22 protein-coding genes and 2 pseudogenes are annotated in these 26,586 nt (G+C 71.3%); 18 read left to right on the top strand and 6 right to left on the bottom strand.

Features of this window, described 5'->3' with window-relative positions; genetic code table 11:
- Positions 1 to 150 precede the first annotated feature (150 nt).
- Positions 151 to 702: a DUF6328 family protein gene (locus EEJ42_RS17210; RefSeq protein WP_123100796.1), complete on the top strand. Its 552-nt coding sequence runs from the start codon at positions 151 to 153 to the stop codon at positions 700 to 702.
- 20 nt (positions 703 to 722) lie between these two features.
- Here the strand turns inward: EEJ42_RS17210 and EEJ42_RS17205 are convergent.
- Positions 723 to 1,068 (bottom strand): annotated as a pseudogene (locus EEJ42_RS17205) (virulence activator alpha C-terminal domain-containing protein); the annotation flags it as partial.
- Here EEJ42_RS17205 and EEJ42_RS17200 point away from each other — a divergent pair.
- Positions 1,067 to 1,406, top strand: a pseudogene (locus tag EEJ42_RS17200) (nuclear transport factor 2 family protein); the annotation flags it as partial. The pseudogenes EEJ42_RS17205 and EEJ42_RS17200 sit on opposite strands and share 2 nt — an antisense overlap.
- A 39-nt stretch (positions 1,407 to 1,445) precedes the next feature.
- Here EEJ42_RS17200 and EEJ42_RS17195 read toward each other — a convergent pair.
- The gene (locus EEJ42_RS17195; RefSeq protein ID WP_123100795.1) at positions 1,446 to 2,081 is read right to left on the bottom strand and encodes an RraA family protein; all 636 of its coding nucleotides are present in this window, start codon (positions 2,079 to 2,081) and stop codon (positions 1,446 to 1,448) included.
- 569 nt (positions 2,082 to 2,650) lie between these two features.
- On the opposite strand from EEJ42_RS17195, the gene EEJ42_RS17190 reads away from it, so the two are divergent.
- From EEJ42_RS17190 to EEJ42_RS17160, 7 genes are read left to right on the top strand one after another with little or no spacing between them, the layout of a single operon-like run.
- Positions 2,651 to 4,027, top strand: coding sequence for an MFS transporter (locus EEJ42_RS17190; protein WP_123100794.1), 1,377 nt, complete (start codon positions 2,651 to 2,653; stop codon positions 4,025 to 4,027).
- Between the two features lie 18 nt (positions 4,028 to 4,045).
- Positions 4,046 to 4,852, top strand: coding sequence for a 5-oxoprolinase subunit PxpA (locus EEJ42_RS17185; protein WP_009720598.1), 807 nt, complete (start codon positions 4,046 to 4,048; stop codon positions 4,850 to 4,852).
- Between the two features lie 20 nt (positions 4,853 to 4,872).
- Entirely contained in the window at positions 4,873 to 5,610 is a 738-nt protein-coding gene (locus EEJ42_RS17180; RefSeq protein ID WP_123100793.1) for a 5-oxoprolinase subunit B family protein, read from the top strand.
- Entirely contained in the window at positions 5,607 to 6,620 is a 1,014-nt protein-coding gene (locus EEJ42_RS17175; protein WP_123100792.1) for a 5-oxoprolinase subunit C family protein, read from the top strand. The genes EEJ42_RS17180 and EEJ42_RS17175 overlap by 4 nt, the downstream gene beginning before the upstream one ends.
- 53 nt (positions 6,621 to 6,673) lie before the next feature.
- A complete protein-coding gene (locus EEJ42_RS17170; protein WP_123100791.1) occupies positions 6,674 to 7,471 on the top strand; it encodes an SDR family oxidoreductase in 798 nt (265 codons plus the stop codon).
- Between the two features lie 24 nt (positions 7,472 to 7,495).
- Positions 7,496 to 8,665, top strand: coding sequence for a pyridoxal phosphate-dependent aminotransferase (locus EEJ42_RS17165; protein WP_123100790.1), 1,170 nt, complete (start codon positions 7,496 to 7,498; stop codon positions 8,663 to 8,665).
- Positions 8,666 to 8,697: 32 nt separating this feature from the next.
- Positions 8,698 to 9,285 (top strand): TetR/AcrR family transcriptional regulator, encoded by a 588-nt coding sequence (locus EEJ42_RS17160; RefSeq protein WP_123100789.1) that lies wholly within the window; start codon positions 8,698 to 8,700, stop codon positions 9,283 to 9,285.
- A 38-nt stretch (positions 9,286 to 9,323) separates the two neighbouring features.
- On the opposite strand, the gene EEJ42_RS17155 is transcribed toward EEJ42_RS17160, so the two are convergent.
- The gene (locus EEJ42_RS17155; RefSeq protein ID WP_123100788.1) at positions 9,324 to 10,334 is read right to left on the bottom strand and encodes a LacI family DNA-binding transcriptional regulator; all 1,011 of its coding nucleotides are present in this window, start codon (positions 10,332 to 10,334) and stop codon (positions 9,324 to 9,326) included.
- A 110-nt stretch (positions 10,335 to 10,444) separates the two neighbouring features.
- Between EEJ42_RS17155 and EEJ42_RS17150 the strand changes: the two genes are divergently transcribed.
- The 5 genes from EEJ42_RS17150 (at position 10,445) to EEJ42_RS17130 (ending at position 18,456) form a co-directional block, all read left to right on the top strand.
- Positions 10,445 to 11,599, top strand: coding sequence for a Gfo/Idh/MocA family protein (locus tag EEJ42_RS17150; RefSeq protein ID WP_123100787.1), 1,155 nt, complete (start codon positions 10,445 to 10,447; stop codon positions 11,597 to 11,599).
- The gene (locus EEJ42_RS17145) at positions 11,596 to 12,594 is read left to right on the top strand and encodes a Gfo/Idh/MocA family oxidoreductase (RefSeq protein ID WP_123100786.1); all 999 of its coding nucleotides are present in this window, start codon (positions 11,596 to 11,598) and stop codon (positions 12,592 to 12,594) included. The genes EEJ42_RS17150 and EEJ42_RS17145 overlap by 4 nt, the downstream gene beginning before the upstream one ends.
- Before the next feature lie 3 nt (positions 12,595 to 12,597).
- Positions 12,598 to 13,641 carry a Gfo/Idh/MocA family protein gene (locus tag EEJ42_RS17140; protein ID WP_123100785.1) on the top strand — a complete coding sequence of 348 codons (1,044 nt, stop codon included), beginning with the start codon at positions 12,598 to 12,600 and terminating at the stop codon, positions 13,639 to 13,641.
- 104 nt (positions 13,642 to 13,745) lie between these two features.
- Positions 13,746 to 14,114, top strand: a complete 369-nt coding sequence (locus tag EEJ42_RS17135) for a CU044_2847 family protein (RefSeq protein ID WP_123100784.1) — start codon at positions 13,746 to 13,748, stop codon at positions 14,112 to 14,114.
- Positions 14,104 to 18,456 carry a serine protease gene (locus tag EEJ42_RS17130; RefSeq protein ID WP_123100783.1) on the top strand — a complete coding sequence of 1,451 codons (4,353 nt, stop codon included), beginning with the start codon at positions 14,104 to 14,106 and terminating at the stop codon, positions 18,454 to 18,456. The genes EEJ42_RS17135 and EEJ42_RS17130 overlap by 11 nt, the downstream gene beginning before the upstream one ends.
- A gap of 39 nt (positions 18,457 to 18,495) precedes the next feature.
- Here the strand turns inward: EEJ42_RS17130 and EEJ42_RS17125 are convergent, their stop codons facing one another.
- Positions 18,496 to 19,053, bottom strand: coding sequence for an NAD(P)H-dependent oxidoreductase (locus tag EEJ42_RS17125; protein WP_123100782.1), 558 nt, complete (start codon positions 19,051 to 19,053; stop codon positions 18,496 to 18,498).
- Positions 19,054 to 19,152: 99 nt separating this feature from the next.
- Between EEJ42_RS17125 and EEJ42_RS17120 the strand changes: the two genes are divergently transcribed.
- The gene (locus tag EEJ42_RS17120; RefSeq protein ID WP_184503134.1) at positions 19,153 to 19,830 is read left to right on the top strand and encodes a TetR/AcrR family transcriptional regulator; all 678 of its coding nucleotides are present in this window, start codon (positions 19,153 to 19,155) and stop codon (positions 19,828 to 19,830) included.
- Between the two features lie 28 nt (positions 19,831 to 19,858).
- On the opposite strand, the gene EEJ42_RS17115 is transcribed toward EEJ42_RS17120, so the two are convergent.
- Complete coding sequence (locus EEJ42_RS17115) at positions 19,859 to 21,112, bottom strand: MFS transporter (RefSeq protein ID WP_123100801.1); 1,254 nt, start codon at positions 21,110 to 21,112, stop codon at positions 19,859 to 19,861.
- A 135-nt stretch (positions 21,113 to 21,247) separates the two neighbouring features.
- Between EEJ42_RS17115 and EEJ42_RS17110 the strand changes: the two genes are divergently transcribed.
- From EEJ42_RS17110 to EEJ42_RS17100, 3 genes are all read left to right on the top strand, one after another.
- A complete protein-coding gene (locus EEJ42_RS17110; RefSeq protein WP_184503133.1) occupies positions 21,248 to 22,177 on the top strand; it encodes a LysR family transcriptional regulator in 930 nt (309 codons plus the stop codon).
- Positions 22,178 to 22,269: 92 nt separating this feature from the next.
- The gene (locus EEJ42_RS17105) at positions 22,270 to 23,256 is read left to right on the top strand and encodes a formylglycine-generating enzyme family protein (RefSeq protein ID WP_123100780.1); all 987 of its coding nucleotides are present in this window, start codon (positions 22,270 to 22,272) and stop codon (positions 23,254 to 23,256) included.
- Between the two features lie 172 nt (positions 23,257 to 23,428).
- A complete protein-coding gene (locus EEJ42_RS17100) occupies positions 23,429 to 25,696 on the top strand; it encodes an arylsulfatase (protein ID WP_123100779.1) in 2,268 nt (755 codons plus the stop codon).
- An 88-nt stretch (positions 25,697 to 25,784) separates the two neighbouring features.
- Here EEJ42_RS17100 and EEJ42_RS17095 read toward each other — a convergent pair whose 3' ends face one another.
- A complete protein-coding gene (locus EEJ42_RS17095) occupies positions 25,785 to 26,582 on the bottom strand; it encodes an SDR family NAD(P)-dependent oxidoreductase (protein ID WP_123100778.1) in 798 nt (265 codons plus the stop codon).
- Between the last annotated feature and the right edge of the window lie 4 nt (positions 26,583 to 26,586).

The following is a 26,586-nucleotide window of genomic DNA, read 5'->3' as shown; positions in this document are numbered from 1 at the left end:
CCAGATGCACGTGTCCCGCCTGATCAACCGCACCTGCGCCCGGCTGCACGACCAGATCGAGGCCCCGGCGGCATGACGCCCGCCGCTCCGCATACCCCAGCACTCGGAAACGCAGCGGAGCGCCGGTCCCCTCGCACCGCAGGAGGAGACATGACGATTGCAGGCCCGCATCTTGCGGCAGTGCGTGACTCATCGTGCCCGTCGTGCACGAGCGCGCCGTCATCCGAAGAACACGAACGGCCGGAGACCGCGCGCGAGCGCGTCAACCGGAAATGGAACGAGATTCTCCAAGAGACGCGGGTCGCGCAGACCGGTGTGCAGATCCTCTTCGGATTCCTGCTCTCCCTCGCCTTCACACCGGCGTTCGGGGACCTGGAAGTCTTCGACCGCACGCTATATGTGGTGACGGTGGCGTTGGGAGCCTCCTCGGTGGCCGCTTTGATCGCTCCGGTGTCGATCCACCGCTTCCTCTCCGGGCTGCGCATGAAGGATGAGATTGTGGAAGCCGCCGGCCGGCTCATGGTGTGCGGAATGGTGCTGCTGGCGCTCACCATCGCTTGCACCCTGCTGCTCATCCTCAACGTCGTCACCGACAGCGTTGTCGCCGAGGTGATCGTCGGCCTGGTCATGCTCTGGTTCGCCATCTGCTGGTACGTCATCCCCTTGCGCCTCCGGCGCAAGTCCCGGCGGCGCGTCGGCTGACGTGGCGCGGGTAGCGCGGGTCATCGGCGTGGGGCATCAGCACCTTCTCTTTCCCTGAGGACGGTGGCCGTGCGCTCGCACCAGTCGAGGTTGCCTTGTTCGAAGGCCAAGCCCGCGCAAGCAGGTGAGGTAGGGGCCGATGCGCTCGCCGTGGCGCAGGAACTCCTCTTCGGTGCGGTCGCCCCGCATGCCGCGCAGGAGGTTGCCGAACAGGTCGATCTCGGCCTGGGCGAGCGCCGCGCGCTCGGTCAGCCGCGCGATCAGCGTCCGGGTGTCGACGTGATCGGCGGCCTGGACCTTGACGACCAAGTCGTCCCGCACGAAGGACGGTTTGGCGGCGGTGGCCGTGAAGTGGTCCAGTTCGGCCCCCGTGAAGTTCACCCCCTTCGAAGGCAAGCCCATGGCGCTGGGCCTCTTCGGAGTCCTGCTGCAACTTCGAGAATTTCCGCTACGTCGGCGACCACGACGGCACCGCGGAGACGAGTGCCGACGGCAGTGTCTCCTCCTCGGCGGTCCTGCTCTTCCGGGCCGTCGCGGGCGGTAAGGAGATCCACGGCATCGATCTGCTCCACTTCGACGACGACGGCCGGATCAAGGAGTTCACGGTCATGGTCCGGCCCCAGTCCGCCGTCCATGCCTTGGGCGAGGCCGTCCTCGCCGGGCTGGTCGCCGACGGACTCCTTCCGGCCTCCGCCCATCGGTAAGGGGGTGGGCGTTACGCGTCTCGGCCTCGCAGGCCGGGATCAGGCGGTCTTGCTCCGCAGGGCTTCGACCTCGGCGTCCAGCGCCGCTTCGCGGGCGACGATCTCGCGGACCGACGTGAGCGCTTCGTCGGCGCGGCGCGGCGGAATGACGATGACACCGTCCCCGTCGGCAGCGACGATGTCGCCGGGGTTCACCACGACGCCGCCGATGGCGACCGGTTCGCCGATCGTGCCCGGTCCGTTCTTGAACGGACCGGCGGGGGTGAGCCCGCGAGCGAAGATCGGGATGCCGAGTTCTTCGATGATCGCGGCGTCGCGGACGTAGCCGTCGATGATCGCGCCTGCGGCGCCGTACGCGGCGAACCGCTGGGCGAGGTTGTCGCCGATGATGGCGCGGCCGTCGTAGCCGAAGGCGTTGATGACAAGGATGTCACCGGGGCGGATGTGCTCGAGCGCCGCGATCACTGCCTTGTTGTCGCCCGCCACGGTGAGGACCGGGAGCGCTGTGCCGACGGCCCTGGCCCCGTTCCAGATGGGGGCGATGCCCCCGTCGACGATGTTCAGCCGGTCGAGGGCGTCGCCGAGGTTGGCCACGGAGTGCGTGCGGAACTGATCGAGCACATGCCCGTCGACGCGTTCCCACGCGGTGTTCACGCGCACATTGTCCTGAGTCATCGCGGGCTCCTTCGGGTGGTGGAGGCCATGGGGTCCATCCCGCCCACCTAGAAAATGCGAAAGCTTTCGCGTTTTGCGAGTGACAGTGTGCATCCATCCGTGTCGCAGGACAAGGGGTGATGCGGCCGGACGGCGCCCGTGAGGGGCCCCTCCGGCGTCAAGGCCGGCCGGGGGGTGGCGGGGGAACCCTGGCGATCCGGTAGGGAAGCGCGATCGAAGCGCAAGGTGAACGCCGGGGCAACGCGAACCCTTGACCGCTCTCAGAATGCGAATCTATTCTCATTCGCGATTCAAGTCGCAACTTTGATGTCGGCGCTGCTCTGCGGCCCCGTACCCGTGACGTCTCCTCCCGGCACCCACTCGGGCGCACAACGACGGCAGCACGGCGGTGTGCCCGGCATCGAGCCCCCGCAGGTCCTGTACGGGCGGATTCCTGAACAGCACCGAAGCCACACGACCACCCCGAGATGCCGTCACCGCGTTCCCTGCGAGACCGGAACGGTGACCACGTTCAGCGCATGATTCTCAGGACGCCGTTCCGGAGTCCGCGACACCGAAAGTGAACGCGAATGACAACGTCAGACCGGCTTGACAGAACATCGGATCGTCACGGGGCAGCGCCGGAACAGTCCGGCGCGACCGCGGTCGACGTCGCCGCCGCCAACGACAAGGTCGTCCGCAAGGCCACCGTCGCCGGCGCGATCGGCTCCTTCGTCGAGTGGTACGACTACGGCATCTACGGCCTGCTCGTCACCTATCTCGCGATCAACATCATGGGGGAGGCCGACGCCGGAAATCTCTTCCTCACCAACGTCGGCTTCCTGGTCAGCTTCATCGCCCGCCCGTTCGGCAGCGTCATCTGCGGATACCTCGGGGACAAGATCGGGCGGAAGAGCCTCCTGGCCACCCTCCTGGTGCTGATCTCCGCCGCGACCGCGGCCATCGGGCTCATCCCGTCCTCCACCGTCATCGGTGTCGCCGCACCTGTCCTTCTGGTCCTCCTCCGGGTGCTCCAGGGCTTCTCGGCGGGCGGGGAGGTGGCCGGCGCCATGTCCTTCGTAGGCGAGTACGCCCCGGACGCACGCCGCAACTACATGATGAGCTTCATCGCCGTCGGCTCGTTCATCGCCCTGATGTTCGGCAGCGCCTTCTCCGCCGTCCTCATCACGGCGCTCGGCGAGGACACCATGACCTCCTGGGCCTGGCGGGTGCCGTTCCTCCTCGCCGTCCCGCTCGGCTACGTCGGCTTCTACATCCGCAGCCGACTGGAGGAGACCCCGCACTTCAAAGTGCTGCGCGAGCAGAACACCGTCGTGCGCAACCCGCTGAGGGCCGCACTGACCTCCCCGCGCCACCTGAAGGCGATCGCGCTCACGATCTTCCTCCCCGCGCTCAACGGCCCCGGCTACTACCTGCTGTTCGTCTACATGCCCACCTACATGAAGACCTCGCTCGGCGAACACAACTTCTCGATGCTGCGGGCGCTCATGGTCACGGCGTTCAGCCTCGTCGCCATCGCGATCTGTATCCCGCTCATGGCGCGCCTCTCGGACCGGATCGGCCGCAAACCCGTCCTCGCCTACTCCGCCATCGCGATGGCCCTCGTCTCGTACCCGATGTTCCGGCTCATCACCACCGGAGAGTTCGGCCTGGCCTGCATCGGCACCATCGTTCTCGCGATCGCCTTCTCGGGCCACGCCGCCGTGGTCCACACCGTCCTCGCCGAGATGTTCCCGACCACCGTGCGCTACTCCGCCTACAGCATCGGATTCAGCATCTCCACGATCATCTTCGGAGGCAGTGCCCCGCTCCTGATGACCGAGCTGATCGAGTCGACCGGCTCCAACCTGATCCCGGCTTTCGCCTCCATCATCACCGCCCTGATCACCCTGGTCACCGTCGCCTTCCTGCGAGAGACCAAGGGCCAGCCCCTCGCATCCAGCTGAAACCCCCGGGAGAGACCAATGGGAATCAACTCCGTAGCCGTTGTCGCCGACCTCGGTGAGAGCTTCGGCAACTACACGATCGGCGACGACGGCGCTCTGCTCGGCCTCGTCACGTCGTCGAACATCGCCTGCGGCTTCCACGCCGGCGACCCGCGCATCATGGACCGGACCGTCGCCGACTGCGTCGAGCGCGGCATCGAGCTCGGCGCCCACCCCGGATACCCCGACCTCGTCGGCTTCGGCCGCCGGCTCATCGAGGCGACCGAGGAAGAGATCCGCACCGACGTCCTCTACCAGCTCGGCGCACTCGACGCCTTCGCGAGGGTGCACGGTGGCACGATCAGCCATGTGGCCCCGCACGGCCGGATGGGCTCGATCGCGCAGACCGACGCCAAGCACGCGCGGGCCATCACCGACGCCATCGCCGCGTACAACACCGACTACGTCGTCATATGCCAGCGCGGTCTGCTCGCCGAGGAGTCGCGCAAGCGCGGACTCGAGGTCGGCTACGTGTTCCTCGCCGACCGGGGATACGGCGACGACGGCATGCCCGTCTCCCGCTCCCACGAAGGCGGCTTGATCTACGACCCCGAGCTCATCGGCCGGCGCTCGGTCCAGGTCGTGCAGGAGGGCACCGTACGCTCGGTCAACGGCAACGTGGTTCCGCTCGGACACGACGCCGACGTCCTGCTCCTGCACGGTGACCACCCTTCCGTCCTCGAGAACGGCACCGCGCTGCGGAAGGCGCTCGGCGCGGCGGACATCCGCGTCGCCGGTCTGCGGGACGTCCTGGCGGAGAAGGCGGAGGTCGCGCTCGCCCGTTGAGGGCCGAGCCCACCAGCGCGATGACCACAGCACAGTACGGTGCCATCACCGTCGAGCCCTTCGGGGACTCGGCGGTGATGGTGACCATCCCCCACGCCGACCAGGCCATCCGCAAGTCCGGGATCGTCGCCTTCCGCGACCGGTTCCTGGCCCACCGCCCCCACGGCGTGCTGGACGTCGTCTCCGGTCTCGAGTCCCTGCTCATCGAGTTCGACCCGTTGCGGACCGCGCTCGAGCACGTGGAGTACGCGGCCCGACTGCTGGCGGCGTGGGCCCCGGGGCCGTCGGACGGTCCGGGCCGTCTGCGGGAGGTCCGGCAGTTCGCCGTTCCCGTCGTCTTCGACGACGAGACCGGACCCGATCTGGCGTCCGTCGCCGACGACATGGGCCTGGCCCCCGCCGAGGTCGTCGAGGCGATCGCGGAGTCCAGCTTCACGATCTCCCTCCTCGGCGCGGCGATGGCCCCGATGATGGACGGACTCAAGGTGCCCAGGCCGGTGCGCCGGCTGGCCGAGCCCCGGACCGACGTCGCCCCCGGAGCGATCATGATCGCCGGTACCCACGCGATCATCCAGCCGTTCCCCGGCCCGACCGGCTGGCGCGTGGTCGGGCGCACCCCGCGCACCATCGTCGACATCTCCCGACCGGACCCCGTCTCGTTCGGCACCGGCGACATCGTGCGCTTCGTCCCCGTCACCCGGGACGAGGCCGCGGCCCTCGGGCCCGGCTTCCTGCTGCCGGTGGGGGAGTCCGCATGAAGACCGTGGCGGTCGAGATCACCAGCACGGGATGGATCACGACGTTCCAGGACCTCGGCCGTCGCGACACGGAGCGGCGCGGTGTCCCCACCGGCGGCGCGGCCGACCAGCACTCGGCGGCCGTCGCCAACCTCCTCGTGGGCAACCCCCGAGGGGCGACCCTGATCGAGAACCTCGGCGGCGAACTGGCGATCGTGCCCGACGCCGACGTCCTGCTCGCCGTGACCGGAGCCCCCGCCCTGGTCACCGTGGGCGGCGGGCCCGTCGAGAGCTGGTCCCCGCTGGTGGTACCGGCGGGCCACGAGGTACGGGTGCACGGGGACGTGAGCCGGGGGACCCGTACCTATCTGGCCGTGAACGGCGCGCTGACCGCGGAGACCCTGCTGGGCAGCGCCGCCCCGGACGCCCGCATGGGGTTCGGGCAGGTCGTCGTCCGGGGCTCGTCCGTCCTCCTGGACACGGAATTCCGGGGCTTCAGCCGTCGGCTGTTCCAAGCGCCGTTGTTCCGGCTGCCCGTTCCGGTCCCGCGCTTCGACGCCGGGCCCTGGGACATCGATGTCGTCCCGACTCAGGGGATCCACACGATCGCCGGTATCCGTGAGGTGATCGAGGAGGCGACCTACGTCGTCACCAACCGCTCCAACCACGTCGGGCTGCGGCTCGACGGGCCGGTGCTCCACCCGGACACCGACACCGAGATCGTGTCGCACGGGGTGCCCGTCGGCGCACTGCAAATCCCGCACGCGGACGAGCTGATCGTGCTCGGCCGCTACCGGAGCCTGACCGCGGGCTACCCGATCGTCGGTGTCGCCTCGCGGGCGTCCCTGTCCCTGCTCGGGCAGGCCGGGCCGGGGCGGGAACTGCGGTTCCACTGGACCGACCGCGAGAGCGCGCTGCGCCGGTTCGCGCGGCGCGAAGCGGAGGTGCGCGCACTGGAACACGCGGCCACGGAGGCGTTCGGTGCTCTCGGCTTCACGGCGCCCTCGGCACCCTTGTCCGGAACTATATGAGAATGTATTCTCACTTGAAAAGTTCATCTCAGATCAGTCATGGAGGACGAACGGTGACGACGTCGGCCGGCAGGACCGCGCTCATCACGGGAGCGGGCAGCGGGATGGGGCTCGAGACCGCACGGCTGCTGGCCCGGGACGGCACCGCCGTGGTGCTTCTCGGCCGCAGGCAGGAGGCACTCGACGACGTCGCGGCCACGATCCGCGCCGAGGGCGGGACCGCCCTCGCCATCGCCGCGGACGTCACCCGCGAGGACGACGTCACCCGAGTCCTCGACCGTGTCCGCTCCGAACTCGGGCCGGTCGACGTCCTCGTCAACAACGCGGGCAGCGCCTCGTCGGTGCTCAACCCGCAATGGCTCCCGCACGACGAGTGGCGCCAGGTCCTCGACGTGAACCTCACGGCGGTCTTCCAGCTCACCCAGGCCGTGCTGCCCGACATGCTCGGCCGCGGCACCGGGACCATCGTCACCGTGTCCTCGCTCGCCGCCGTCAACCCCAACCTGCTCGGCGGCGCCGCCTACGGCGCGGCCAAGGCCGGGGTGCGCAACTTCATGACGTTCCTGCACAACACCTTCCGCAACCAGGGGCTGCGGGCGATCACCGTGCTGCCCGGCGAGGCGGACACCCCCATCCTCGACAACCGCGCCCGGCCCCCGGCGCCGGAGGAACGCGCCGGCATGGTGCAGCCCGAGGACGTGGCCGAGGCCATCCGCCTCGCCGTCACCCTTCCCCAGCGCGTCGTCCTCCAGGAGATCGTCGTCGCCCCCACGCGCCAGCGCGACACCTCCGCCGACCTCGAGATCAGCCGTTGGGCGGGCGCACCCGCCGACGCCGCACCGCAGGCCTGACCAACCCGCCACCAGGAGGAGCGCATGCCGCCCACCATCACCACGCAGCCGCCCCTGTTCGCCACCGCGGAGGCCGCCGCCCGGATCGCCGCCGCCTCCCGCCGGACGCAGCAACCGCAGTCGCGGGGCGACCTCGTCTCCCTCGCCATGGGCGAACCCGACTTCGACACCCCCCACGTGGTGACCGAGGCGGCCCACGCCTCGCTGCGCACCGGACGCACCCACTACTCACCGCTGCTCGGCGAACCCGCCTTGCGCGAAGCGCTCGCCGAAAAGCTCACCGGCATCGCCGGGGCACCGGCCTCCGCCTCCGACATCCTGATCACCCAGGGCGGAACGGCCGGGCTCGCCGCCTCGATCCTCGGCATCGTCGACCCCGGTGACAAGGTGGTCATCCCCGACCCCACCTACTCCCTCTACGCGGACCTGGTCAGCATGGCCGGTGGCACGGTCGTACCCGTCCCCCTCGCGCCGGACCTGCACTGGGACCTCGACCGGCTTGCCGACGCCCTCACGGACGCCAAGCTCTTCGTCTTCTGCAACCCCAGCAACCCGACCGGGATCGTGCACAGCCGCGACGAACTCGACGCGCTCGCCGAGTTGCTCGACGGCACCTCCACGATCGTCATCTCCGACGAGGCGTACTCCGACCTCGACTACACCGGCAGGCCCTTCAGCTCGACGATCTCGATCGACGGCCTGCGCGACCGCACCGTCTACTGCCAGACCTTCTCCAAGAGCTACGCGATGACCGGCTGGCGCGTCGGCTACCTCTGGGGACCGGCGCCGCTCATCCAGGCGTCCGCCCGCATCCACAACACCTTCAACGGCTCCGTGAACACCTTCGTCCAGGACGCCGCCCTCGCCGCGGTACAGAGCTGCGACGAGGACGTCGCCCGCATGCGCGCCGCGTACGAGCGGCGCGGCGAGATCATGCGCACGGAACTGGCCGCGATCCCCGGCCTCACCCTCAGCGCGCCGGAAGGAGCCTTCTACCAGTTCCCGCGCTACGACCTCGACATGCCCTCCGTGGAGGTCGTCGCGGCGCTGCGCACGCACGGCGTCGCCGTGCGGCCCGGAAGCGAGTTCGGAGCCCGGGGCGAGGGGCACCTCCGGCTGTCGTACGCGGCCGGCCCGGAAGCCATCACCGAGGGCGTCCGCCGGCTGGCCCGTGGCCTCTCGGCTCTTCGGTGACCGCCGTCTCGCAGCCAACGGGGGCTCGACCCATGCGCAGTGACACCGAACGCAACCGCAGGTACCTCATCAAGGCCGCCGCGCGGCTGTTCGAGAACTCGCCGACGCCGGTCAGCCTGGCCGAGATCGCCAAGCACGCCGAGGTGTCCACCGCGACGGCCTACCGGCACTTCTCCTCCGTCGAGGAGATCCTGCACACCTTCCGCGCCGAAGTGGGCTCCGAACTGTGTGACTTCAGCGCACAGCAGACCACGCGGGGTATGGCGAGACTCGAGGCGGTATCGCGCTGCTGGGTTTCCCTCGTCCTCGAACACGGCGGCGCGATGGCGCAGATGCGTTCGCACCGCGGCTACCTGGAGCGGCTCCGCGAAGGGACCGGCTACCTCGCCCCGCAGGCCGAGGCGCTCGCCGAACCACTGCGGCAGACCACCGAGGAACTCGGCCTCGGAGACCTCGGGGACGAAGCCCTGTACCTGTGGAACGCGTTGTTCGACCCACGCGACATCCTCGACCTCATCAAGAGCGGACGTACCGAGGAGGAGGCCGCCACACGCCTGGTGGCCGCGCTGCGCGGCGCCCTGACCGGCTGGTCCACGACGGAGCCGCGATCGGGAGAGTGAGAGACGCCCGCATGCCATCCCGCCCGCGGCCGAAGACCTCAGCCCGCGTCGGTCGCGGGTGGCGCCGTGGTGCCCCGTACTTCGAGGGTCGGCGGCGAGAGGACGGTCTCTGCCGGACGTGCCGGGTCCGCGATCCGGTCCAGGAGGTGCTGCGCGGCGCGGCGGCCGACGTCGTGGCTGGCGTTGTCCACCGTGGTCAGCCACAGGTGCCGCAGGCGTGAGAGGTAGGTGTTGTCGTACCCGACGAGGGAGAGGTCCCGCGGGACCTGGAGGCCCGACTCCTCGGCTGCCGACAGGGCGCCGACGCAGGCGATGTCGTTGAAGGCGAAAACCGCACTCGGCCGCGGCGTGGAACTGAGCAGCCGGACCATGGCCCGGTAGCCGCCCTCTTCGGTCAGGTCGCCCTGCTCGACGAGCGCGGTGTCGGCCAGGCCGTGCTCGCGCATGACCGTCTCGAAGCTGCGCCGTCGCAGCTCGCCGACGACGCCCTGGCCCGCGATGTGGGCGATGCGGCGGTGGCCGAGTCCGATGAGGTGCTCGGTGGCCAGGCGCGCACCGTGCTCGTCGTCGTTGGCGACGACGTCGACGCGGGGGAGCACCGGTTCGCGGGCGCCCGCCACCACGGTGGGGATGTGGGTGGCCGCGGCGCGCAGCACGTTCGAGGGGGGCAGGGTGCCCACGGCTATCAGCCCGTCGACGCGCAGTTCGGTGAAGGTGCGGGTGAGGTCCTCGCCGAGCCGTCGGTTGAGGTGGCCGTCGGCGAGCAGCATGTGCAGGCCGCTGTCGTGGAGACGGGAGTTCATGCCGTCCAGCAGCTCCACGAACCAGGGGTTGCGCATGTCGTTCAGCAGCACGCCGACCGACCGGGTGCGGCGCTCGCTCAGACTGCGCGCGGCGGCGTTGGGCCGGTAGCCGAGATCCTCGACGGCGGCCAGCACGGCCTGCCGCTTCTCGGGGCTCACCTGCTCGGAGCCGCGCAGCACCAGGGAGACCAGCGATTTCGACACGCCGACCCGTTCGGCCACGTCACGGATCGTCGGGGGTCTCATGGATGGACCGTTCCACAGGCCGGTGGCGGGTGTCAAAGGCATTGACACGAGGGAGGACGGGATTCAGGGTGTGATGGAGCAAGAATGGAACGGTCCAATGAAGGGCAGTCATGGCAAGCACGCTCGGCGTCGCCGTCGTGGGATTCGGGTGGATGGGCCGGGTGCACACCCAGGCGTACGCCCGTGTCCCGCACCACTTCCCGCACGTGGGCGCACGCCCGCAGCTGATCTCGGTGGCGGAGGCGGTGCCCGGCCGGGCCGAGGAGGCCGCGGCGCAGTTCGGGTTCGCCTCGGCCACCCGTGACTGGCGAGAGGTGGCGCAGGACCCGCGGGTGCAGGCCGTCAGCATCACCGCGCCGAACTTCCTGCACCGCGAGATCGGCGTCGCGATGGCCGAGGCCGGGAAGCACATCTGGATCGAGAAGCCGGTCGGTCTGACCACCGACGACGCCCGCGCGGTGGCCGATGCCGTCGCCGCGGCAGGTGTGCAGGGAGCGGTCGGCTTCAACTACCGCAACGCGCCCGCCGTCGAGGCGGCCCGCGAGCTCATCGCGTCCGGTGAGCTGGGTACGGTCACCCACGCCCGCGTGCGTCTCTTCAGCGACTACGCGGCCCACCCGGACGGCGCGCTGACCTGGCGGTACGAGCGGGCGCGCGGGGGCAGCGGAGTGCTGGGCGACCTGGCCTCGCACGGCGCGGACCTGGCCCGCTTCCTGCTGGGCGACATCGCGGCCCTGACCGCCGACACCGCGGTCTTCGTTCCCGAGCGGGCCCGTCCGACCGGTGCCACCGCCGGTCACACCCTGGCCACCGGCGGCGAACTCGGCCCGGTCGAGAACGAGGACTACGTCAACTGCCTGCTGCGCTTCGCCTCCGGCGCGCGCGGTGTGCTGGAGGCCAGCCGGGTCTCGGTCGGCGAGCAGAACAACTACGGCTTCGAGGTGCACGGCACCAAGGGCGCGGTGTTCTGGGACTTCCGCCGGATGAACGAGCTGGGCGTGAGCCGCGGCACGACCTACCAGGACCAGCCGGTCAGCACGGTGCACGTCGGCCCGGGCGCCGGTGAGTACGGCGCCTTCCAGCCGGGCGCGGCGACCAGCATGGGCTACGACGACCTCAAGGTGATCGAGGCGTACCGCTTCCTGCGCTCGATCGCCGAGGGCACACCGTACGGAGCCACCCTGGACGACGCCGTGCACAGCGCGGCCGTACTGGACGCCATGACGCAGTCCGTCGACAGCGGAGCGTGGGTGACCCTGGCATGAGCGGCATACGCATCGGCGTGATCGGCGCGGGAAACATGGGCGCCGACCACGTCGCCACGCTCCACCGCCACGTCTCCGGCGCCGAGGTCACGCTGGTCGCGGATATCGACAAGGAGCGTGCGGCCTCGGTCGCCGGTACCGTGCCCGGCGCCCGGGCCACGGACGATGCCTACGCGGTGATCGACGACCCGGAGGTCGACGCCGTCGTCATCGCCTCGCACGACACCACCCACGCCGACCTGTCCGTCGCCGCGGTGCGGGCCGGGAAGCCGGTGCTGTGCGAGAAGCCACTCGCCCCCACGCTCGAGGAGTGCGTGCGGGTCGTCCGGGAGGAGCGGCGGGCCGGAGGGGGACTGATCTCGCTCGGGTTCATGCGCCGCTTCGACCCCGCCCACACGCAGCTCAAGTCCGCCGTTTCGGCGGGGGAGTGCGGCAGCCCGCTGCTCGTACGCTGCGTCAGCCGGGGCGTGTCCTCCGCGCCCGGCTGCACCGACGAGCTGAGCATCACCGGGTCCGCCATCCACGAATTCGACACCGTGCCGTGGCTGCTCGACTCGCCCGTCACCGAGGTCAGCTGGCATGCGCCGCGTTCCACGGCGGCGGTGTCCGGCTTCCGGGACCCTCAGCTGATCCTGCTGCGCACCGCCGACGGCGCCCTTACCACCGTCGAGGTCTTCCTCAACGCCCGCTACGGCTACGACATCCGCTGCGAGGTGGTGGGCGAACACGGCACCGTGGCCCTCACCCATCCGGCCCGGATCGTGGCGGACTCGGCCCGGGCCCGGTCCAGCGGCTATCCCGCCGACTGGCGCCCCCGGTTCGCCGACGCCTACCGGCTCGAACTCCAGGCCTGGACCGATGCCGTGCGTTCGGGAGCCGCGTCGCCGATGGCCACGGCCCGTGACGGGCTGGTGGCGTCCGCGGTGGCCGGGGCCGTCATCGCGTCCATGGAGGACGGTGGCAAAACCATCCCCGTGCAGGTCCCGGAGGTCTGACCCATGCCCGGCACTCCCACCGCCCTGCCCACCGCCCTGCCCGCCGCCCGCACCCCGGACCCGATGGACGCCCCCGCCCTGCGCTGGGGCGTCATGGGCACCGGCTGGATCGCGGAGCGTTTCGTCCGCTCCGTCCACAGGCACACCCGCCAGCGGTTCACGGCCGTGGCCTCCCGCGACGCCGCCCGCGCCGAGGACTTCGCGGGCCGCCACGGCGTTCCCGGGTCCTACGGCTCGTACGAGGACCTCGCCGCCGCGCCCGACGTCGACGTCGTGTACATCGCCACCGAGCACACCGCCCATCTCGCCTGCGCCCGGATCGCGTTGGAGGGCGGCAAGCACATCCTCGTGGAGAAGCCGATCGGCCTGGACGCCGCCCAGGCAGCCGAGATCGCCGAACTCGCCACCGGGCAAGGGCTGTTCTGCGCCGAGGCACTGTGGACGTTCTTCCTGCCCAAGTTCGACGTCATCCGCCAGCTCCTCGACTCCGGTGCCCTCGGTGAGATTCACACCGTGCTGGCGGACCTCGGCGAGTACTTCACTGCCGAACACCGCATCCTGCGCCCCGAGCTGGCGGGCGGCCCGTTGCTGGACCTCGGCACCTACCCCGTCTCCCTGGCCACCTGGGTCCTGGGCGCACCGGCGGAGACGCTGGCCTCGGGCCAGCCGCACCCCGCGGGCGTGAACGGCCAGACGTCGGCGATCCTCCGCGGCCCGCAGGGCAGCCAGGCCGTCCTGCACACCACGTTGTTCAGCGACACCCCCACCACCGCCACCCTCGCCGGCAGCCGGGCCACCCTCAGCCTGCCGGGCCCGTTCTACCAGCCCGGCGACCTCGTCCTCACTCCGTCGGGCGGTGGCACGCAGCTGACGTACACCGAACCGCGAACCGCCCACGACGCCCTGTACTACGAGGCCGCCGAGGTGGCCCGGTGCATCGCGGCGGGCCTGCGGGAGACGCCGTTGCGGCCCCTGGAGGATTCGGTCGTCACGCTGCGGGCGATGGATGAGATCCGCAGGCTGTGCGGCATCACCTTTGACCAGTAACTCTGAGCCCCGTTTGGCTCGTTCATTTCGGTGACGTCCGGCCCGTCGGCGGATACGGTCTGGTAGGACCGCTTTTTCAGCACCACAGGACGGGTCCCAGTGCCATGACAGCCATCACCACGATCGAACTCGACGACGGCTCACTCCTGCGGGTGGAGACGACCACGCCCACCCCCTCCCGCCCGTCATCCGGCGACCCGTACGAACCCATCGGCAGGCAACGGATGGCAGACGCCGTCGGGGACGCCGCCGACACCCTGCGCAACGCGGTGGACCGGGTGCGCCCGGCCGTCCAGGACGTCGTCGACTCGCTGCGCACGATGTCGTCCCGCCCGGACCGGATCACGCTGGAGTTCGGCATGAAGGTGACCGCCGAGGCCGGTGTGGTCCTCGCCAAGACCGCCGGTGAGGCGCACTTCACCGTGGGAGTTGAATGGGGGCCCGGCGAGCGTGACCGAAGCGATGCACCCTAGTCCTCTGCCGCGCGGGGCCCGGTACGAGCGGGGCGCCGCCCGGGTGTTCGGCTCCGACGGGGTGGTCGCGGGCGCGGGCTTCCTCGTGGCCGACCGGCTCGTGTGCACCTGCGCCCACGTGGTGCGGGAGTCGGGAGGGGGCCGTCCCGAGGGACCGGTCTCCGTGGACTTTCCACTGCTCACCGGCGCCGACGCGGGAGCCCCGGTCCTCGCCGAGGTGGAATCCTGGCGGCCGGAGGACGACATCGCGGTCCTGCGCCTGGCCGACGCGGTGGACGGTACGGAGCCGTTGCCGTTCGTGGACGGTACAGGCGATGAGTGGGGCGGGGAGATCCGCGCCTTCGGCTTCCCCGAGGACGCGCCACGCGGGGTGAACGCCACCGGCGTGCTGCGCGGCCGGCAGCGTGCCGACCGGCTCCAGCTCGACTTGGCGGCGCACGGAGTGCCCATCGGGCGGGGGTTCAGCGGGGCCGCGGTCTGGGACGTGGCGGGCAGCGCCGTGGTCGGGATGCTGGTCACCCGCGGGCGGTACGGCATCAGCGGCACCGCGTATCTGATCCCGGTGGACCGGCTCCTCGGATCGGACGTGTCCCTGCCCTGCCCGTTCCGCGGTCTGGACCGGTTCGAGGAGGACGACGCCCGGTACTTCCACGGCCGGGAGAACGAGGTGCGCGAGCTGGTGGCGGCGCTGGACTCCCGGCCCCTCACCGTCCTGGTCGGCCCCTCGGGCAGCGGTAAGTCGTCCCTGCTCAGAGCCGGGCTGTTGGCGGACCTGCGGCGCCGTCGCACGCCGTCGGCCCTGCGCGTGCCCCGGCCCGCCGACGAAACCGGCGCCACGCCCGAGCACGCCGACGCCTGGGTCGCCGAGGCCGTCACCGCGGTCTGGCACGGTGCCGTGCCCGACACGAGCGCCCGCCAGGAGCGCCTCGACGCGGTGCGCGAGGCGTGTGCCGGGTCCGAGGGGGAGCGGATCGCCCTGCGGGGCCGCCTGTGCGACGAACTCGGGCCGAGGGGCGCCGTGCTCCTTCTCGACCAGTTCGAGGAGTACGCCGCCGACGCGCCGCACGGAGCGCTGCGGGCCTTCCACCTGCTGTCGGCGCTGACGCAGGCCCCCGACCCGGCACAGGGTGGCGGACTGCGTGTCGTACTGACCGCGCGGCCCGCCACCCTGGAGGCGCTCACCGCGGCCGGCACCTCGGCATCGCTGGGCCGCGCGGTGACGTTCCTCGCCCCGATGACCGAGGAGGCGCTCACCCGCGCCGTCGAGGAACCGGTCAGGACCGTGCCCGGGCTCCGCCTCGAGGACGGCCTGATCCGGCGTCTGGTGAACGACGCCGTCGGCGAGCCGGGCTGCCTGCCGCTGCTCCAGTTCACGCTCACCCAGCTGTGGCACCGCCGCGAGGCCAACGCCCTGACGCACGCCGCATACGAGGAGATCGGCGGCGTCGGGGGCGCCCTGGCCGCGTACGCCGACACCACCCTCGACCAGTGCCTCGCGCACAGCGGCACGGCCGAGGACGCCGCCCGTCGCCTCTTCCAGCAGCTCGCCCGGCCCGACGGCCGGGGAGGGTTCACCCGCCGCGCCCTGCCGACCGGCCAACTGCCCTCGGAGCAAGCGGAGTTGGCGCGCACGCTGGCCGGGCGCCGCCTCCTCGTATGGGACGTCGCGCAACGCGCCGCCGACGAGGGCTCCGGCGGCACCGTGCACGTGGTCCACGAGGCACTGCTCCGGGAATGGCCGCGCGTGGCGGGCTGGCTGCGCGACGGCGCCGACTTCCGCGAGTGGCAGGACCGCACCGCGGGGGACGCCGCCGAATGGGAGGAGCGCGGTCGGCCCGCGGGACTGCTGCCGCACGGGGTGCGCCTGGCCCAGGGCCTGGAGTGGCTGAGTGTCCGTCCCGAAGACCTCACCGACCTCGAACGGGCCTACCTGGAGGCGGGGCGACGGCGGCAGCGGCGAGGGCTGCGACGACTGTGGGGCCTCACCGGACTCGTCACCGCACTGGCGCTGGTGGCAACGGCACTCGCGGTGGACACCTACCGGGCCCGTCAACGGGACCTGCGCGAGCTGCGCACGGCCGCCGCCGCGGAGCTGAGCGAACTGTCCGGCGACACGGCGGAGCGCTCACCGGACAGCGCGTTCCGCTACGCCGCGGGCGCCTGGCAGGCGCGGCACACGCCGGAGGCGCAGCAGGCCCTGTTCGGTCAGTACGTCCGTGCGCACGACGTGGTGTCCTCGCACAGCGGGCTGTGGCGGGGCTCGGCGCAGACGATGAAGGTGACACCGGACGGCCGGACTCTCGTGGTGATCTCCCAGCCGGACGGCAAGGCCGCCTTGGATGTCACGGCCGTCACCGGTGCCCGCGAGGGCAGACCACGCGCGACACGGCTGCGCGGCGTACCCACCGACCTCGGATTGGGCGGCCTTCAGGACGCGGTCAGCGACGACGGCCGGCGCTACTCGATGGCGACGGCGGACGGGAGTGTCCTGCTCTGGGACCTGACCGATACCGTCCCCCGGCCGCACACCGTGTCCGGCCCGTTGGCCGACCGCGGGGACGTCTACGAATCATCGGTGGACTTCTCCGAGGACGGCAAGCGCCTGCTGCACTTCTTCCGCTTCGAGGAGCCGCGCCCCGAGGACGCCGGACGACGGGCGCTGGTGCGTCTGTGGGACGCGGCAACCGGCCGGAAACTGCCCATGTCCCAACGGTCCGTGGACCGGCGGGAGCCCCGGAATCCCAGCTCCGCCTGGCTGCTCGGGAACGGGGACCGGATCGCCGTGACCGCTGACCGGCAGGTGAGCGGCGGGCGGCAGCCACGCTTCGAGCGCTCTCTCGACATCCATGCCACCGATTCCGGCGAGCGCGTCCGCCGGGTCTACCGGCAGATGGACATCCTGGGAGAGCAGCAGGCCGACCGGGGGCGCGGTGTCTGGGTGACGCCGGAGGACGGCGCCGCCCGCTGGTACTCCATGGTGCCCGGAGCGAACCAGCCGAGCGGCACGCTCCCGGGGAGCATCAGGCGCGTGGACGGGACGGGAACCCACCTCGTCGACGAGAACGGCACGACGTCGGCCCAGCGGGGCGATTTCCGGCGCGTCACGATCCTCGACGCACGCGGCGGCCACCGCTATTGGACCGCCACGGTGCCGGGCAAGGCGCATTCCATGGGTGTCGCGGTCGCCGGAAGCGGTCCGGGCCCGCGCACACTGCTCACCGCCGAGGGCAATTCCCTGCTTCGGGTGCGGGCCGTACCGGCGCCCCCGCCGCTTCAGGCCCGTGACGACGACACATCGGCGACCGATGCCGCCCTCGCCGGAGAAGCCGACGGCCCGCGCACCGCACGCCTGTACCGGGGGCGGCTCGAGGTGCTGGGCCCCGGCGTCCAGCGGCGCGACACGCTTCTTCCCGAGCGCGTCCGCAAGCAGAAGGACCTCGGCCTCCGGCTGCTCTGGGTCGATCGTAAGGGTGCGGACGCGCTGCTGGTCTGGTCCGAGAAGTCCACCACCGCGCTCCTGTACGACGCCGACACCCTGCGCCCGCGCGGGAGGGTCACCTGGGACTGCGGCCGGGCGGGCAGCCCGGTCTGGAACGCGCCGCAGGACATCGTGCAGACGGCCGGCGGTGAACTGGTGGTCCTCTGCCGGGGCGGCAGCCTGGTCCGGCTCGACCCGCGCAGCGGAGTCCAGAGCGGCGGCCCCGTCCACCTGGAGCGGACCCCGCCGGAATCGGGCGCCATCCCCGAAACGGGTCAGCTCACCCCGAGGCCGGGCCGTCGGGACCAAGTGGCGGTGGTCATGGACCCATGGCGGGAGCGCGGCCGGGCCGAGGTGTGGGACGCGCGGCGCGGCACCCGCGTCGCACGGCTCGAAGGCGCTCCGCTCCGCTACAACGGGACGGACTGGCTGGCCTTCACCCCCGACGGCGACCGGCTTGCCGCGCTCGAAGAGGACCGCAGGGTGGCGTGGTGGCGGGTGGACGGCGAGCGCAGGGACGGCGACCGGACCCGTCGCCTGGAGGATGCCGAGGGGCTTCTGGGCGTGGCGGGCGACGGAACCCTCGTCGTCAGCTTCCTCGGGCACATCGGTCTGGTCTCTCCCGGGGGTGAGCTGCTCGGCCGCCTCGAAGGGCCTGCGGCGGAAAGCCCGGCCGCCTGGCGCCTCACCGGCGATACGCTGCGCCTCCTCAGCCCCCGCGACGACCTGACCCTCCGCCTTTCCCCCGGCCAATGGCACCGGACCCTGTGCTCGGCCCTGCACGGCTCCTACACCCCCGCCCAGCGCGCCGCCCCGCGCCTGGGCATGTCGCGGGACACAGAGCCGTGCCCGGGTGACGAGTGATCCATGCCCGCACGGGCACTGCCGTCGCGTCCGTATCGGTCAGGCGGCGGCCCCCGCGTGGCCGTGCAGGCGCGCGACCACCGCGGTCAGCTGCGCGGCGACCTCCGCGTCATCGGCCGGGTGGGTCTCCGCGAAGCGGGTCAGCGAACCGGGGATGGAGAGCTTGACGTCCTCCAGCACCTTGCCACCGGCGATGCCCGCGGCCTTGCGGGTCTCGTCCTGCGCCCACACACCGCCGTACTGGCCGAAGGCGGTGCCGACGACGGCGACCGGCTTTCCGCCGAACGCTCCGGCGCCGAACGGGCGGGACAGCCAGTCGATGGCGTTCTTCAGGACGGCCGGGATGGTGCCGTTGTACTCGGGCGAGACGAGCAGGAAGGCATCGGCGGACGCCGCGGCCTCGCGCAGCTTGGCGGCGGCGGTCGGGACGTCGTCCTTGACGTCGATGTCCTCGTTGTAGAACGGGATCTCGGCCAGGCCCTCGAAGATCTCCACGTCCGCGCCCTCGGGAGCGAACGTGACGGCCGCCTCGGCGAGCTGGCGGTTGTGCGAACCGGCGCGAAGGCTGCCGACGAGCGCGAGAATACGAACAGACATGCGAACTCCACGGTGCTTAAACGTTGCCACTGTCATCCGGACCGAGGTCCGTTTAATGTTGTAGCAGCTAACCGGACCACGGTCCAGTTTTCTTTTCTCATGCTTTACGCTGTTTTCATGTCCAGCGCCCTGCCCTCTTTGCCGACGCCACAACAGCCGCTCGGCGAGCCCGAGTTGCTCCAGCTCGGCCCCGCCGGGGACGAGCCGTGCCTGCGGGCCGACGCGGCGCGCAACCGCGCCCGGCTGCTGGAGGCCGCCGCCCGGCTGATCGCCGAGCACGGCGTTGCCGGGGTGACGATGGAGGCGGTGGCCGCCGCCGCCCAGGTGGGCAAGGGGACCGTCTTCCGCCGCTTCGGCGACCGCACCGGACTCCTGATGGCGCTGCTGGATCATTCCGCGAAGACGCTTCAGGCGGACTTCCTCGGCGGGCCGCCGCCGCTGGGCCCCGGAGCGCCGCCCGAGGAGCGTCTGCGGGCGTTCGGCGTGGCGCTGCTGCACCGCTCGGCGGAGCAGCTGGACCTGCAACTGGCGGCCCAGCCGGAGCCCGCTCGCCGGTTCGCCCACCCGTCGGCTCAGGCCCTCACCACGCACGTCACCGTCCTGCTGCGGCAGATCACACCGAACGCCGACTGTGATCTCCTGGCCCAGGTGCTGATGGGATATCTCGACCCTGCCCTGATCCACCACCTGACCCGGCAGCGCGGGATGCCCCTGGAGCGGCTGGAGGTGGGCTGGGCGGACCTGGTCGCCCGGGTGACGGGTACGGAGCCGCGTTGAGCCCGCGAACCCGCTGAGGCTTCCGGCCTCAGACGCGATCGACGGCTTCCTCGGCACTCGTGAGCCGGGGCCGGGGCGCGTTCTCCCGGCGCGGGAGCATCAGCGGGGTGGCCAGGAGGACGATTCCGGCGGCCGCGACCGCGATACGGGGGCTGGTGGCGGCGGCCAGCAGACCCCACAGGGCGGTCATCGCCGCGATGGCGGCGCTGCTGCTGACCGACCACGCGGTCAGGGTACGGGCGACCCGGTCGGGGCCGGTGTGGTCGAGCCGGTAGGTGGCCAGCAGGGGAGCGAACAGGCCGCAGCACGTCACCAGGCCGAGCTGGACGCCGATGACCAGGACGATCCCGGGGACACCGGGACCGACGAACGCCAGCCCCACGGGCCAGCACGCACGCAGCGCCCCGGCGGTGAGGAGCATCCTGTGCTGCCCGAACCGCGCGGCGAGCGGGCGCGCCAGGCGGGCGCCGATGAGGCCACCGAGGCAAGGGGCCGCGAACGCCAGGCCGTACTGCCAGGGGGCGAATCCGAGGTCGCCCAGCAGGAGTACGGCCAGCAGCGGCTCGGAGGCCATGATCAGACCGTTGACCACGATCGCGTTGAAGAACAGCGGCCGCAGCCCGGGGTGGGTGAGGATGTGGCGCCACCCTTCGAGCAGGTCGCCCGCGCGCAGCCGCCGGGTGCCGGTGCGCGCGGGGCGCGGTTCCGTCCCGCCGATGGCGCGGATGCCCAAGCCCGAGAGCAGATAGCTGACCGCGTCGGCCACGATGGTGGTCACCGGGCCGAACATCCCGATCGCGGCCCCGCCGAGGGGCGGTCCGACCACCGTCGCGGTCCATGTCGTGGACTCGAACCGGCTGTTCGCGACGAGCAGGTCCTCCGGCGGCAGGAGCCCTTTCAGGTACGCGCCACTGGCGGCGTTGAAGGCGATGTTGGCCGCGGCGACGGCGACGGACACGACCAGGAGTTGTGCGAAGGTGAGCCGGCCGAGCGCGAACGCGGCGGGGACGCTCATCATCGCCGCGAACCGGATCAGGTCCATCGCCACCATGACCGGCCGCTTGCGGCGGAACTCCACCCACGGCCCGAGCGGCACCGCGACCAGGGCCCCCACGGCGCGCCCCGCGGCGGCCAGCGCCGCCACCTCGGCCGGTCCGGAGTGCAGGACGAGGACCGCGACCAGGGGAAACGCGCCGAAGCCGAACCCCGTTCCGTACGCGCTGACCGCGTACGCCGCCCACAGCCACCCGAAACGACGCCCCAGCGTTCGTCTGCCCGCCATGCCGTATGCCCTCTCGCCGCCGACCCGCACCCACCACACGCTGACCGTCGGTATCCAAGCGAGGAGAGGGGCCCGGAGCAAACAACCGATCCGTCGCACGACACAACCAGCGGTTGTGCGGATATCCTGCCCGGCGTGGATCTCGACGCCGTGCGCACCTTCGTGGCCGCCGCGGAGGCGGGGCGGTTCCAGGACGCCGCCACCGACCTGGCGGTCACCCAGCAGGCCGTCTCCAAGCGCATCGCCACGCTGGAGAAGACCCTCGCGGTGCGGCTGTTCACCCGCACCGCGCGGGGAGCGAAGCTCACCATCGACGGACAGGCGTTCCTGCCCCACGCCCGCGAACTCCTCCAGGCCGAAGCGCGGGCGGTCGCCTCCGTGTCCCCCGGCCGCCGCGCGCTGCGCGTCGACGTGATCGGCCGACGGCTCGCCCCGGCCGCCGCGCTGCGCGACTTCCACCGCGCGCACCCCGAGGCCGCGCTGGACGTCGTGACCCTCGTGGACGTCGACACGGCCATCGACGCCCTCCGTTCCGGCACCATCGACGCGTCCTTCCGCGCCGTCACCATGCCCGGCCGGAAGCTCCCCGACGACATCGGCGCCACCCGGGCCTTCGACGAGCCCGTGCAATTCCTCACCGGACCGGCCCACGAACTCGCCACCGCCCGCGCGGTCATGCCCGCCGAACTCGCCGGACACCGGATCTGGATGCCCGGCCTCGTCCCCGGCACCGAGTCGACGGCCTACTACGACGACCTCGCCACCGCGTTCGGGCTGACCATCGAGATCACCGGCCCCGACTTCGGGACCGAGCCCCTGCTCGACACCGTCGCCGACTCCCGGTCCCTGGCCACCTTCGTCGGCGAACAGACCCGCCTCGTCTGGCCCGCCGAGCACGACCTGCGCCGCATCCCCCTGCGCGACCCGATTCCGGTCTACCCGCACTCCCTGCTGTGGCACCGCGACAACCCCCACCCGGCGCTCGACGCCCTCCGCCGCCACTTCGCCTCCGGCCGGTTCGACCACTCCGCCGCCGGGACCTGGACACCCGCCTGGGCACACTGAACCGCCGGGCGATCGCCGCAGGCCCCCGGCGTCTCCGGTCGTGGCGGGACGTACTCTCGAGCCCACGAACAGCAGCCGCGGTCGGAGGAACGATGTCAGGCGCATGTTGCGCCCCCAGCTCAGGGGGCGGCGACCAGGAGAACCCCGAACCGTCCACCGCGCCGACGGTCCAGGCCCCGGAGCGGGACCGGGCGCAGGGGCTGCGCGCCATGCTGCGCATCCCCGGGGGGACGTATCTGATGGGAGGCGACGACGCAGATGCGTTCCCCGAGGACGGTGAGGGCCCGGTCCGGGAGGTGCGGATGTCGCCATTCCGCATCGACGCCACCGCCGTCACCAATCGGCAGTTCGCGGCGTTCGTGCGCGGCAGCGGCTACCGGACCGACGCCGAGCGCTACGGCTGGTCCTTCGTGTTCTACGCGCTCGTCCACCCCGGCGCCCGGAACATGGTGCGCGACGGCACGGTGGCGCAGGCGCCCTGGTGGCTGGCGGTCGAAGGGGCGTGCTGGCGGGCGCCCTACGGGCCGGGGTCGTCATGGACCGAGCTGTCGAACCACCCCGTCGTCCACGTCTCCTGGCGCGACGCCTCCGCCTACGCGGCCTGGGCGGGCAAGCGCCTGCCCACGGAGGCGGAGTGGGAGATGGCGGCGCGTGGCGGTCTGGAACGCTCCCGCTTCCCCTGGGGGAATGAGCTGCTGCCCCGCGGGCACCACCGCTGCAACATCTGGCAGGGGAAGTTCCCGCAGGTCAACACGGGCGAGGACGGATATCTGGGGACCGCGCCGGTCAAGTCCTACCGCGCCAACAACTACGGCCTGTACAACACATCGGGCAACGTGTGGGAATGGTGTTCCGACTGGTGGAGCACCACATGGCACGCGGCCGACCGCCCGGAGACCCGCCACGATCCGGCCGGACCTCCCACCGGGGAGGCGAAGGTGATCCGCGGCGGCTCCTATCTGTGCCACGCGTCGTACTGCAACCGCTATCGCGTCGCCGCGCGCACGTCCAACACCCCCGACAGCAGCACCGGCCACATGGGATTCCGCTGCGCCGCGGACCTGCCCGGCACCCCCTGACGCACCGGACCCGCCGACCGCCCGCCCGGGCCCCGGACAAGGGGTGGGGGTGGTTGACACAGGCAACGGGAGCGGGTGAAACTGACGCCCAGATTACTGGTAAGGCCAGTTAACTGGAGCCCCTCTCCCGGAACCTCCAGGGGTCTGCCGGCCGCGCAAAGGAGCGTTCTGGATGACCAACGCCTCCCCGCATACGCCGTCCGCGAGCGGGACCTTCCAAGGCAAGATCGGCACCACCTACGAGGAGTCGACCCCGTGGTGGCCCGAGGAGCAGAAGCTGCCCGAGGACACGCCCAATGTCGTTGTCATCGTGCTCGACGACGTCGGTTTCTCCGACCTCGGCTGCTTCGGCTCGGACATCGACACCCCGGCCATGGACGCCCTCGCCACCGGCGGCCTGCGCTACGCGAACTTCCACACCACCACGCTGTGTTCGCCGACCCGTGCCTCGCTGCTGACCGGCCGGAACCATCACTCCGTCGGCATGCGGATGCTGTCCAACTTCGACACCGGCTTCCCCAGCGGCCGCGGCCGGATCACCACGGCCGCCGCGACCCTGCCCGAGGTGCTGCGGGACAACGGCTTCAACACCATGGCCGTGGGCAAGTGGCATCTGGCGCCGATGGAGCAGACCACCCCGTCCGGGCCGTACACGCAGTGGCCGCTGTCGCGCGGGTTCGAGCGCTACTACGGGTTCCTGGAAGCCGAGACGGACAGCTTCTATCCGGAGCTGTTCTACGACAACCACGCCGTGGATCCGCCGAAGACCCCGGAAGAGGGCTACCACCTCAGTGAGGACCTGGTCGACCGGTCGATCGAATTCGTCCGCGACCAGACGTCGGTCACTCCGGACAAGCCCTTCTTCCTGTATCTGGCGTTCGGCGCGGCCCACGCCCCGCACCAGGCCCCCCAGGAATACCTGGACAAGTACCGGGGCCGGTTCGACCACGGCTGGGACGCCGAGCGCGCCACCCGGCACGCCCGCCAGATCGAACGCGGCATCCTGCCACCCGGCACCGAACTGGCGCCGCGCAACCCCGGGGTCGTGCCCTTCGACGAGCTGTCGGACGACGAGCGGAAGCTGGCCGTACGCCTCCAGGAGGCCTATGCGGCGATGCTCGACCACACCGACCACCACATCGGGCGGCTGATGGAGTTCCTGGAGCAGATAGGCCAGATGGAGAACACCATCACCATCCTGCTCTCGGACAACGGGGCCAGCCAGGAGGGCGGGCAGAAGGGTTCCCTCAACCCCACCGCGTTCCAGAACGGCATCGCCGAGGACCTGGGGGAGATGGTCGCGCGGATCGATGACATCGGCACCACGCGCGCCCACGCCAACTACCCGTGGGGCTGGGCACAGGCGGGGAACACGCCGTTCAAGCGCTACAAGCAGAACACCCACGAGGGCGGCGTCCGCTGCCCGCTCATCGTGCAGTGGCCCCGCGGGCTGCCGCACACCGGCGAGGTCAGGCAGCAGTTCCACCACGTCAACGACATCGTCCCGACCCTCTTCGAAACGCTCGGTGTGCAGGCCCCCGAGGTCTACAACGGCATCCCGCAACTGCCGATCCACGGCGTCAGCATGGCCTACACCTTCGGCTCGCCGACCGCGCCCACGCGCAAGGAAGCCCAGTACTTCGAGATGTTCGGGCACCGCGCGATCTGGCACGACGGCTGGAAGGCGGTCGCCTTCCACCAGCGCGGCACGTCCTTCGACGAGGACCAGTGGGAGCTGTACCACCACGACACCGACTTCTCGGAGTGCAACGACCTGGCGCGGGAGCGGCCCGAGCAACTCCAGAAGATGATCGCCCGCTTCTGGGTGGAGGCGGGGAAGTACGACGTGCTGCCGCTGGACGACCAGGGGTTCGCCTACCGGGCGAAGATTCCGCGCCCCGGCTCGCCGCGCCTGCGCACCACCTTCACCTACTACCCCGGCATGGCCCATCTGCCCATCGCAGCGGTGCCACCGGTGATGAACCGCGCGCACCGCATCACCGCGCACGTCGACCGCGCCACCGCGTCGGACGAGGGCGTCCTGGTGTCCCTGGGGAACATCAGCAGCGGATACGTGCTGTACGTCAAGGACAACCGGCTGGTCTACGAGTACAACTTCCTCGGCACCCGGTACACGGTGACCTCGGAGGAAGAACTCCCCACCGGCCCGGCGGAGTTGACGTTCGAGTTCGTGAAGACCGGCGACATGCGGGGTGTCGGACACCTCTCCGTGTCGGGGAGGCCGGCCGGAAGCGCGGACATTCCGCGGGTCCTCCCGCACTTCCTGGGATGGCAGGGCCTCGACGTCGGCCGGGACACCCTGTCGCCCTCCTCGTCCAGCTACGAGGGCGAGTTCGCGTTCACGGGGACGTTCGAGAAGGTCGTCTTCACGGTCGCGCCGGACGAAGAGGGCGCGGAGCCCTTCGAGCGCATCGACTGATACGCGCACCGAGTGATACGACAGCTTGAAGGCCCCTCTTCCGGGTGAACCACCCTGGAAGAGGGGCCTTGAGCGTGCCCGGCGCCCGTCAGCTGGGCGGCGTGAAGCGACCGTCGATCGCCGTCCAGCCACCGTCCACGAAGAGCTGGCTGCCCGTGACGAACGACGACGCGTCCGACGCGAGGTAGACGACGGCACCGGCCAGCTCGTCCGGCCGGGACCAGCGGCCCAGGGCGCTCTTGGACGCGTAGGCCTCCGACCACTCCGGCACGGCCCTGATCTGCGCGGTCAGCGGTGTGTCCACGACGCCCGGGGCGACGGTGTTCACGCGCACGCCGGACGGGCCCAGCTCGGCCGCCGCCGTCCGCATCATCTGGACGAGTCCGGCCTTCGTGGCCGCGTACACCCCCTGCCCAGGCTCGACGGCCACCGCGCGGATCGAGCTGAAGCCGATGATGCTTCCCCCGCCGCGCTCGGCCATGCCCCGGCCGAACGCCCGCACCAGGTCGAACGACGCCCGCAGATTGAGCGCCACGACCCGCTCGAACTCCTCCGCCGTGTAGTCGAGCAGCGGCTTGCGCACATTGGTCGCGGCGGTGAAGACGAGCACGTCGACGGGGCCGATTTCCTCGGCGGCGCGTGCGACCGCCTCGCCGTCGAGCACGTCGAGGGCGTACGGGACGAGGCCCGGCCCCATCGACGCCGACTCCGTGGCCGCCGTCAGATCGCGGTCGGCGCACACGACGGTGGCGCCGTGCGCGGCGAGGGCCAGGGCGCACTCGCGGCCGATTCCGCTGCCCGCGCCCACCACGACGGCCTTGCGGCCATCGAGCCTGAACAGACGGGAGTACGCCTCCACCGCGTGGGTGTGGTCCTTCGTTTCCATGGTC

This window comes from Streptomyces botrytidirepellens, from assembly GCF_003721215.1.
GTDB lineage: Bacteria > Actinomycetota > Actinomycetes > Streptomycetales > Streptomycetaceae > Streptomyces > Streptomyces himastatinicus.
The sequence above is the reverse complement of the archived record's forward strand: the minus strand, read 5'-3'. Positions and strand labels throughout refer to the sequence as shown.

What these genes read in the sequence shown, in the direction of transcription:
- EEJ42_RS17125 (WP_123100782.1), bottom strand. Translation starts at nt 19,053, where the DNA reads ATGTCTGTTCGTATTCTCGCGCTCGTCGGCAGCCTTCGCGCCGGTTCG.
- EEJ42_RS17150 (WP_123100787.1), top strand. Translation starts at nt 10,445, where the DNA reads ATGGCAAGCACGCTCGGCGTCGCCGTCGTGGGATTCGGGTGGATGGGC.
- EEJ42_RS17190 (WP_123100794.1), top strand. Translation starts at nt 2,651, where the DNA reads ATGACAACGTCAGACCGGCTTGACAGAACATCGGATCGTCACGGGGCA.
- EEJ42_RS17115 (WP_123100801.1), bottom strand. Translation starts at nt 21,112, where the DNA reads ATGGCGGGCAGACGAACGCTGGGGCGTCGTTTCGGGTGGCTGTGGGCG.
- EEJ42_RS17095 (WP_123100778.1), bottom strand. Translation starts at nt 26,582, where the DNA reads ATGGAAACGAAGGACCACACCCACGCGGTGGAGGCGTACTCCCGTCTG.
- EEJ42_RS17180 (WP_123100793.1), top strand. Translation starts at nt 4,873, where the DNA reads ATGACCACAGCACAGTACGGTGCCATCACCGTCGAGCCCTTCGGGGAC.
- EEJ42_RS17160 (WP_123100789.1), top strand. Translation starts at nt 8,698, where the DNA reads ATGCGCAGTGACACCGAACGCAACCGCAGGTACCTCATCAAGGCCGCC.
- EEJ42_RS17210 (WP_123100796.1), top strand. Translation starts at nt 151, where the DNA reads ATGACGATTGCAGGCCCGCATCTTGCGGCAGTGCGTGACTCATCGTGC.
- EEJ42_RS17165 (WP_123100790.1), top strand. Translation starts at nt 7,496, where the DNA reads ATGCCGCCCACCATCACCACGCAGCCGCCCCTGTTCGCCACCGCGGAG.
- EEJ42_RS17105 (WP_123100780.1), top strand. Translation starts at nt 22,270, where the DNA reads ATGTCAGGCGCATGTTGCGCCCCCAGCTCAGGGGGCGGCGACCAGGAG.
- EEJ42_RS17175 (WP_123100792.1), top strand. Translation starts at nt 5,607, where the DNA reads ATGAAGACCGTGGCGGTCGAGATCACCAGCACGGGATGGATCACGACG.
- EEJ42_RS17135 (WP_123100784.1), top strand. Translation starts at nt 13,746, where the DNA reads ATGACAGCCATCACCACGATCGAACTCGACGACGGCTCACTCCTGCGG.
- EEJ42_RS17140 (WP_123100785.1), top strand. Translation starts at nt 12,598, where the DNA reads ATGCCCGGCACTCCCACCGCCCTGCCCACCGCCCTGCCCGCCGCCCGC.
- EEJ42_RS17120 (WP_184503134.1), top strand. Translation starts at nt 19,153, where the DNA reads ATGCTTTACGCTGTTTTCATGTCCAGCGCCCTGCCCTCTTTGCCGACG.
- EEJ42_RS17185 (WP_009720598.1), top strand. Translation starts at nt 4,046, where the DNA reads ATGGGAATCAACTCCGTAGCCGTTGTCGCCGACCTCGGTGAGAGCTTC.
- EEJ42_RS17155 (WP_123100788.1), bottom strand. Translation starts at nt 10,334, where the DNA reads ATGAGACCCCCGACGATCCGTGACGTGGCCGAACGGGTCGGCGTGTCG.
- EEJ42_RS17100 (WP_123100779.1), top strand. Translation starts at nt 23,429, where the DNA reads ATGACCAACGCCTCCCCGCATACGCCGTCCGCGAGCGGGACCTTCCAA.
- EEJ42_RS17195 (WP_123100795.1), bottom strand. Translation starts at nt 2,081, where the DNA reads ATGACTCAGGACAATGTGCGCGTGAACACCGCGTGGGAACGCGTCGAC.
- EEJ42_RS17130 (WP_123100783.1), top strand. Translation starts at nt 14,104, where the DNA reads ATGCACCCTAGTCCTCTGCCGCGCGGGGCCCGGTACGAGCGGGGCGCC.
- EEJ42_RS17145 (WP_123100786.1), top strand. Translation starts at nt 11,596, where the DNA reads ATGAGCGGCATACGCATCGGCGTGATCGGCGCGGGAAACATGGGCGCC.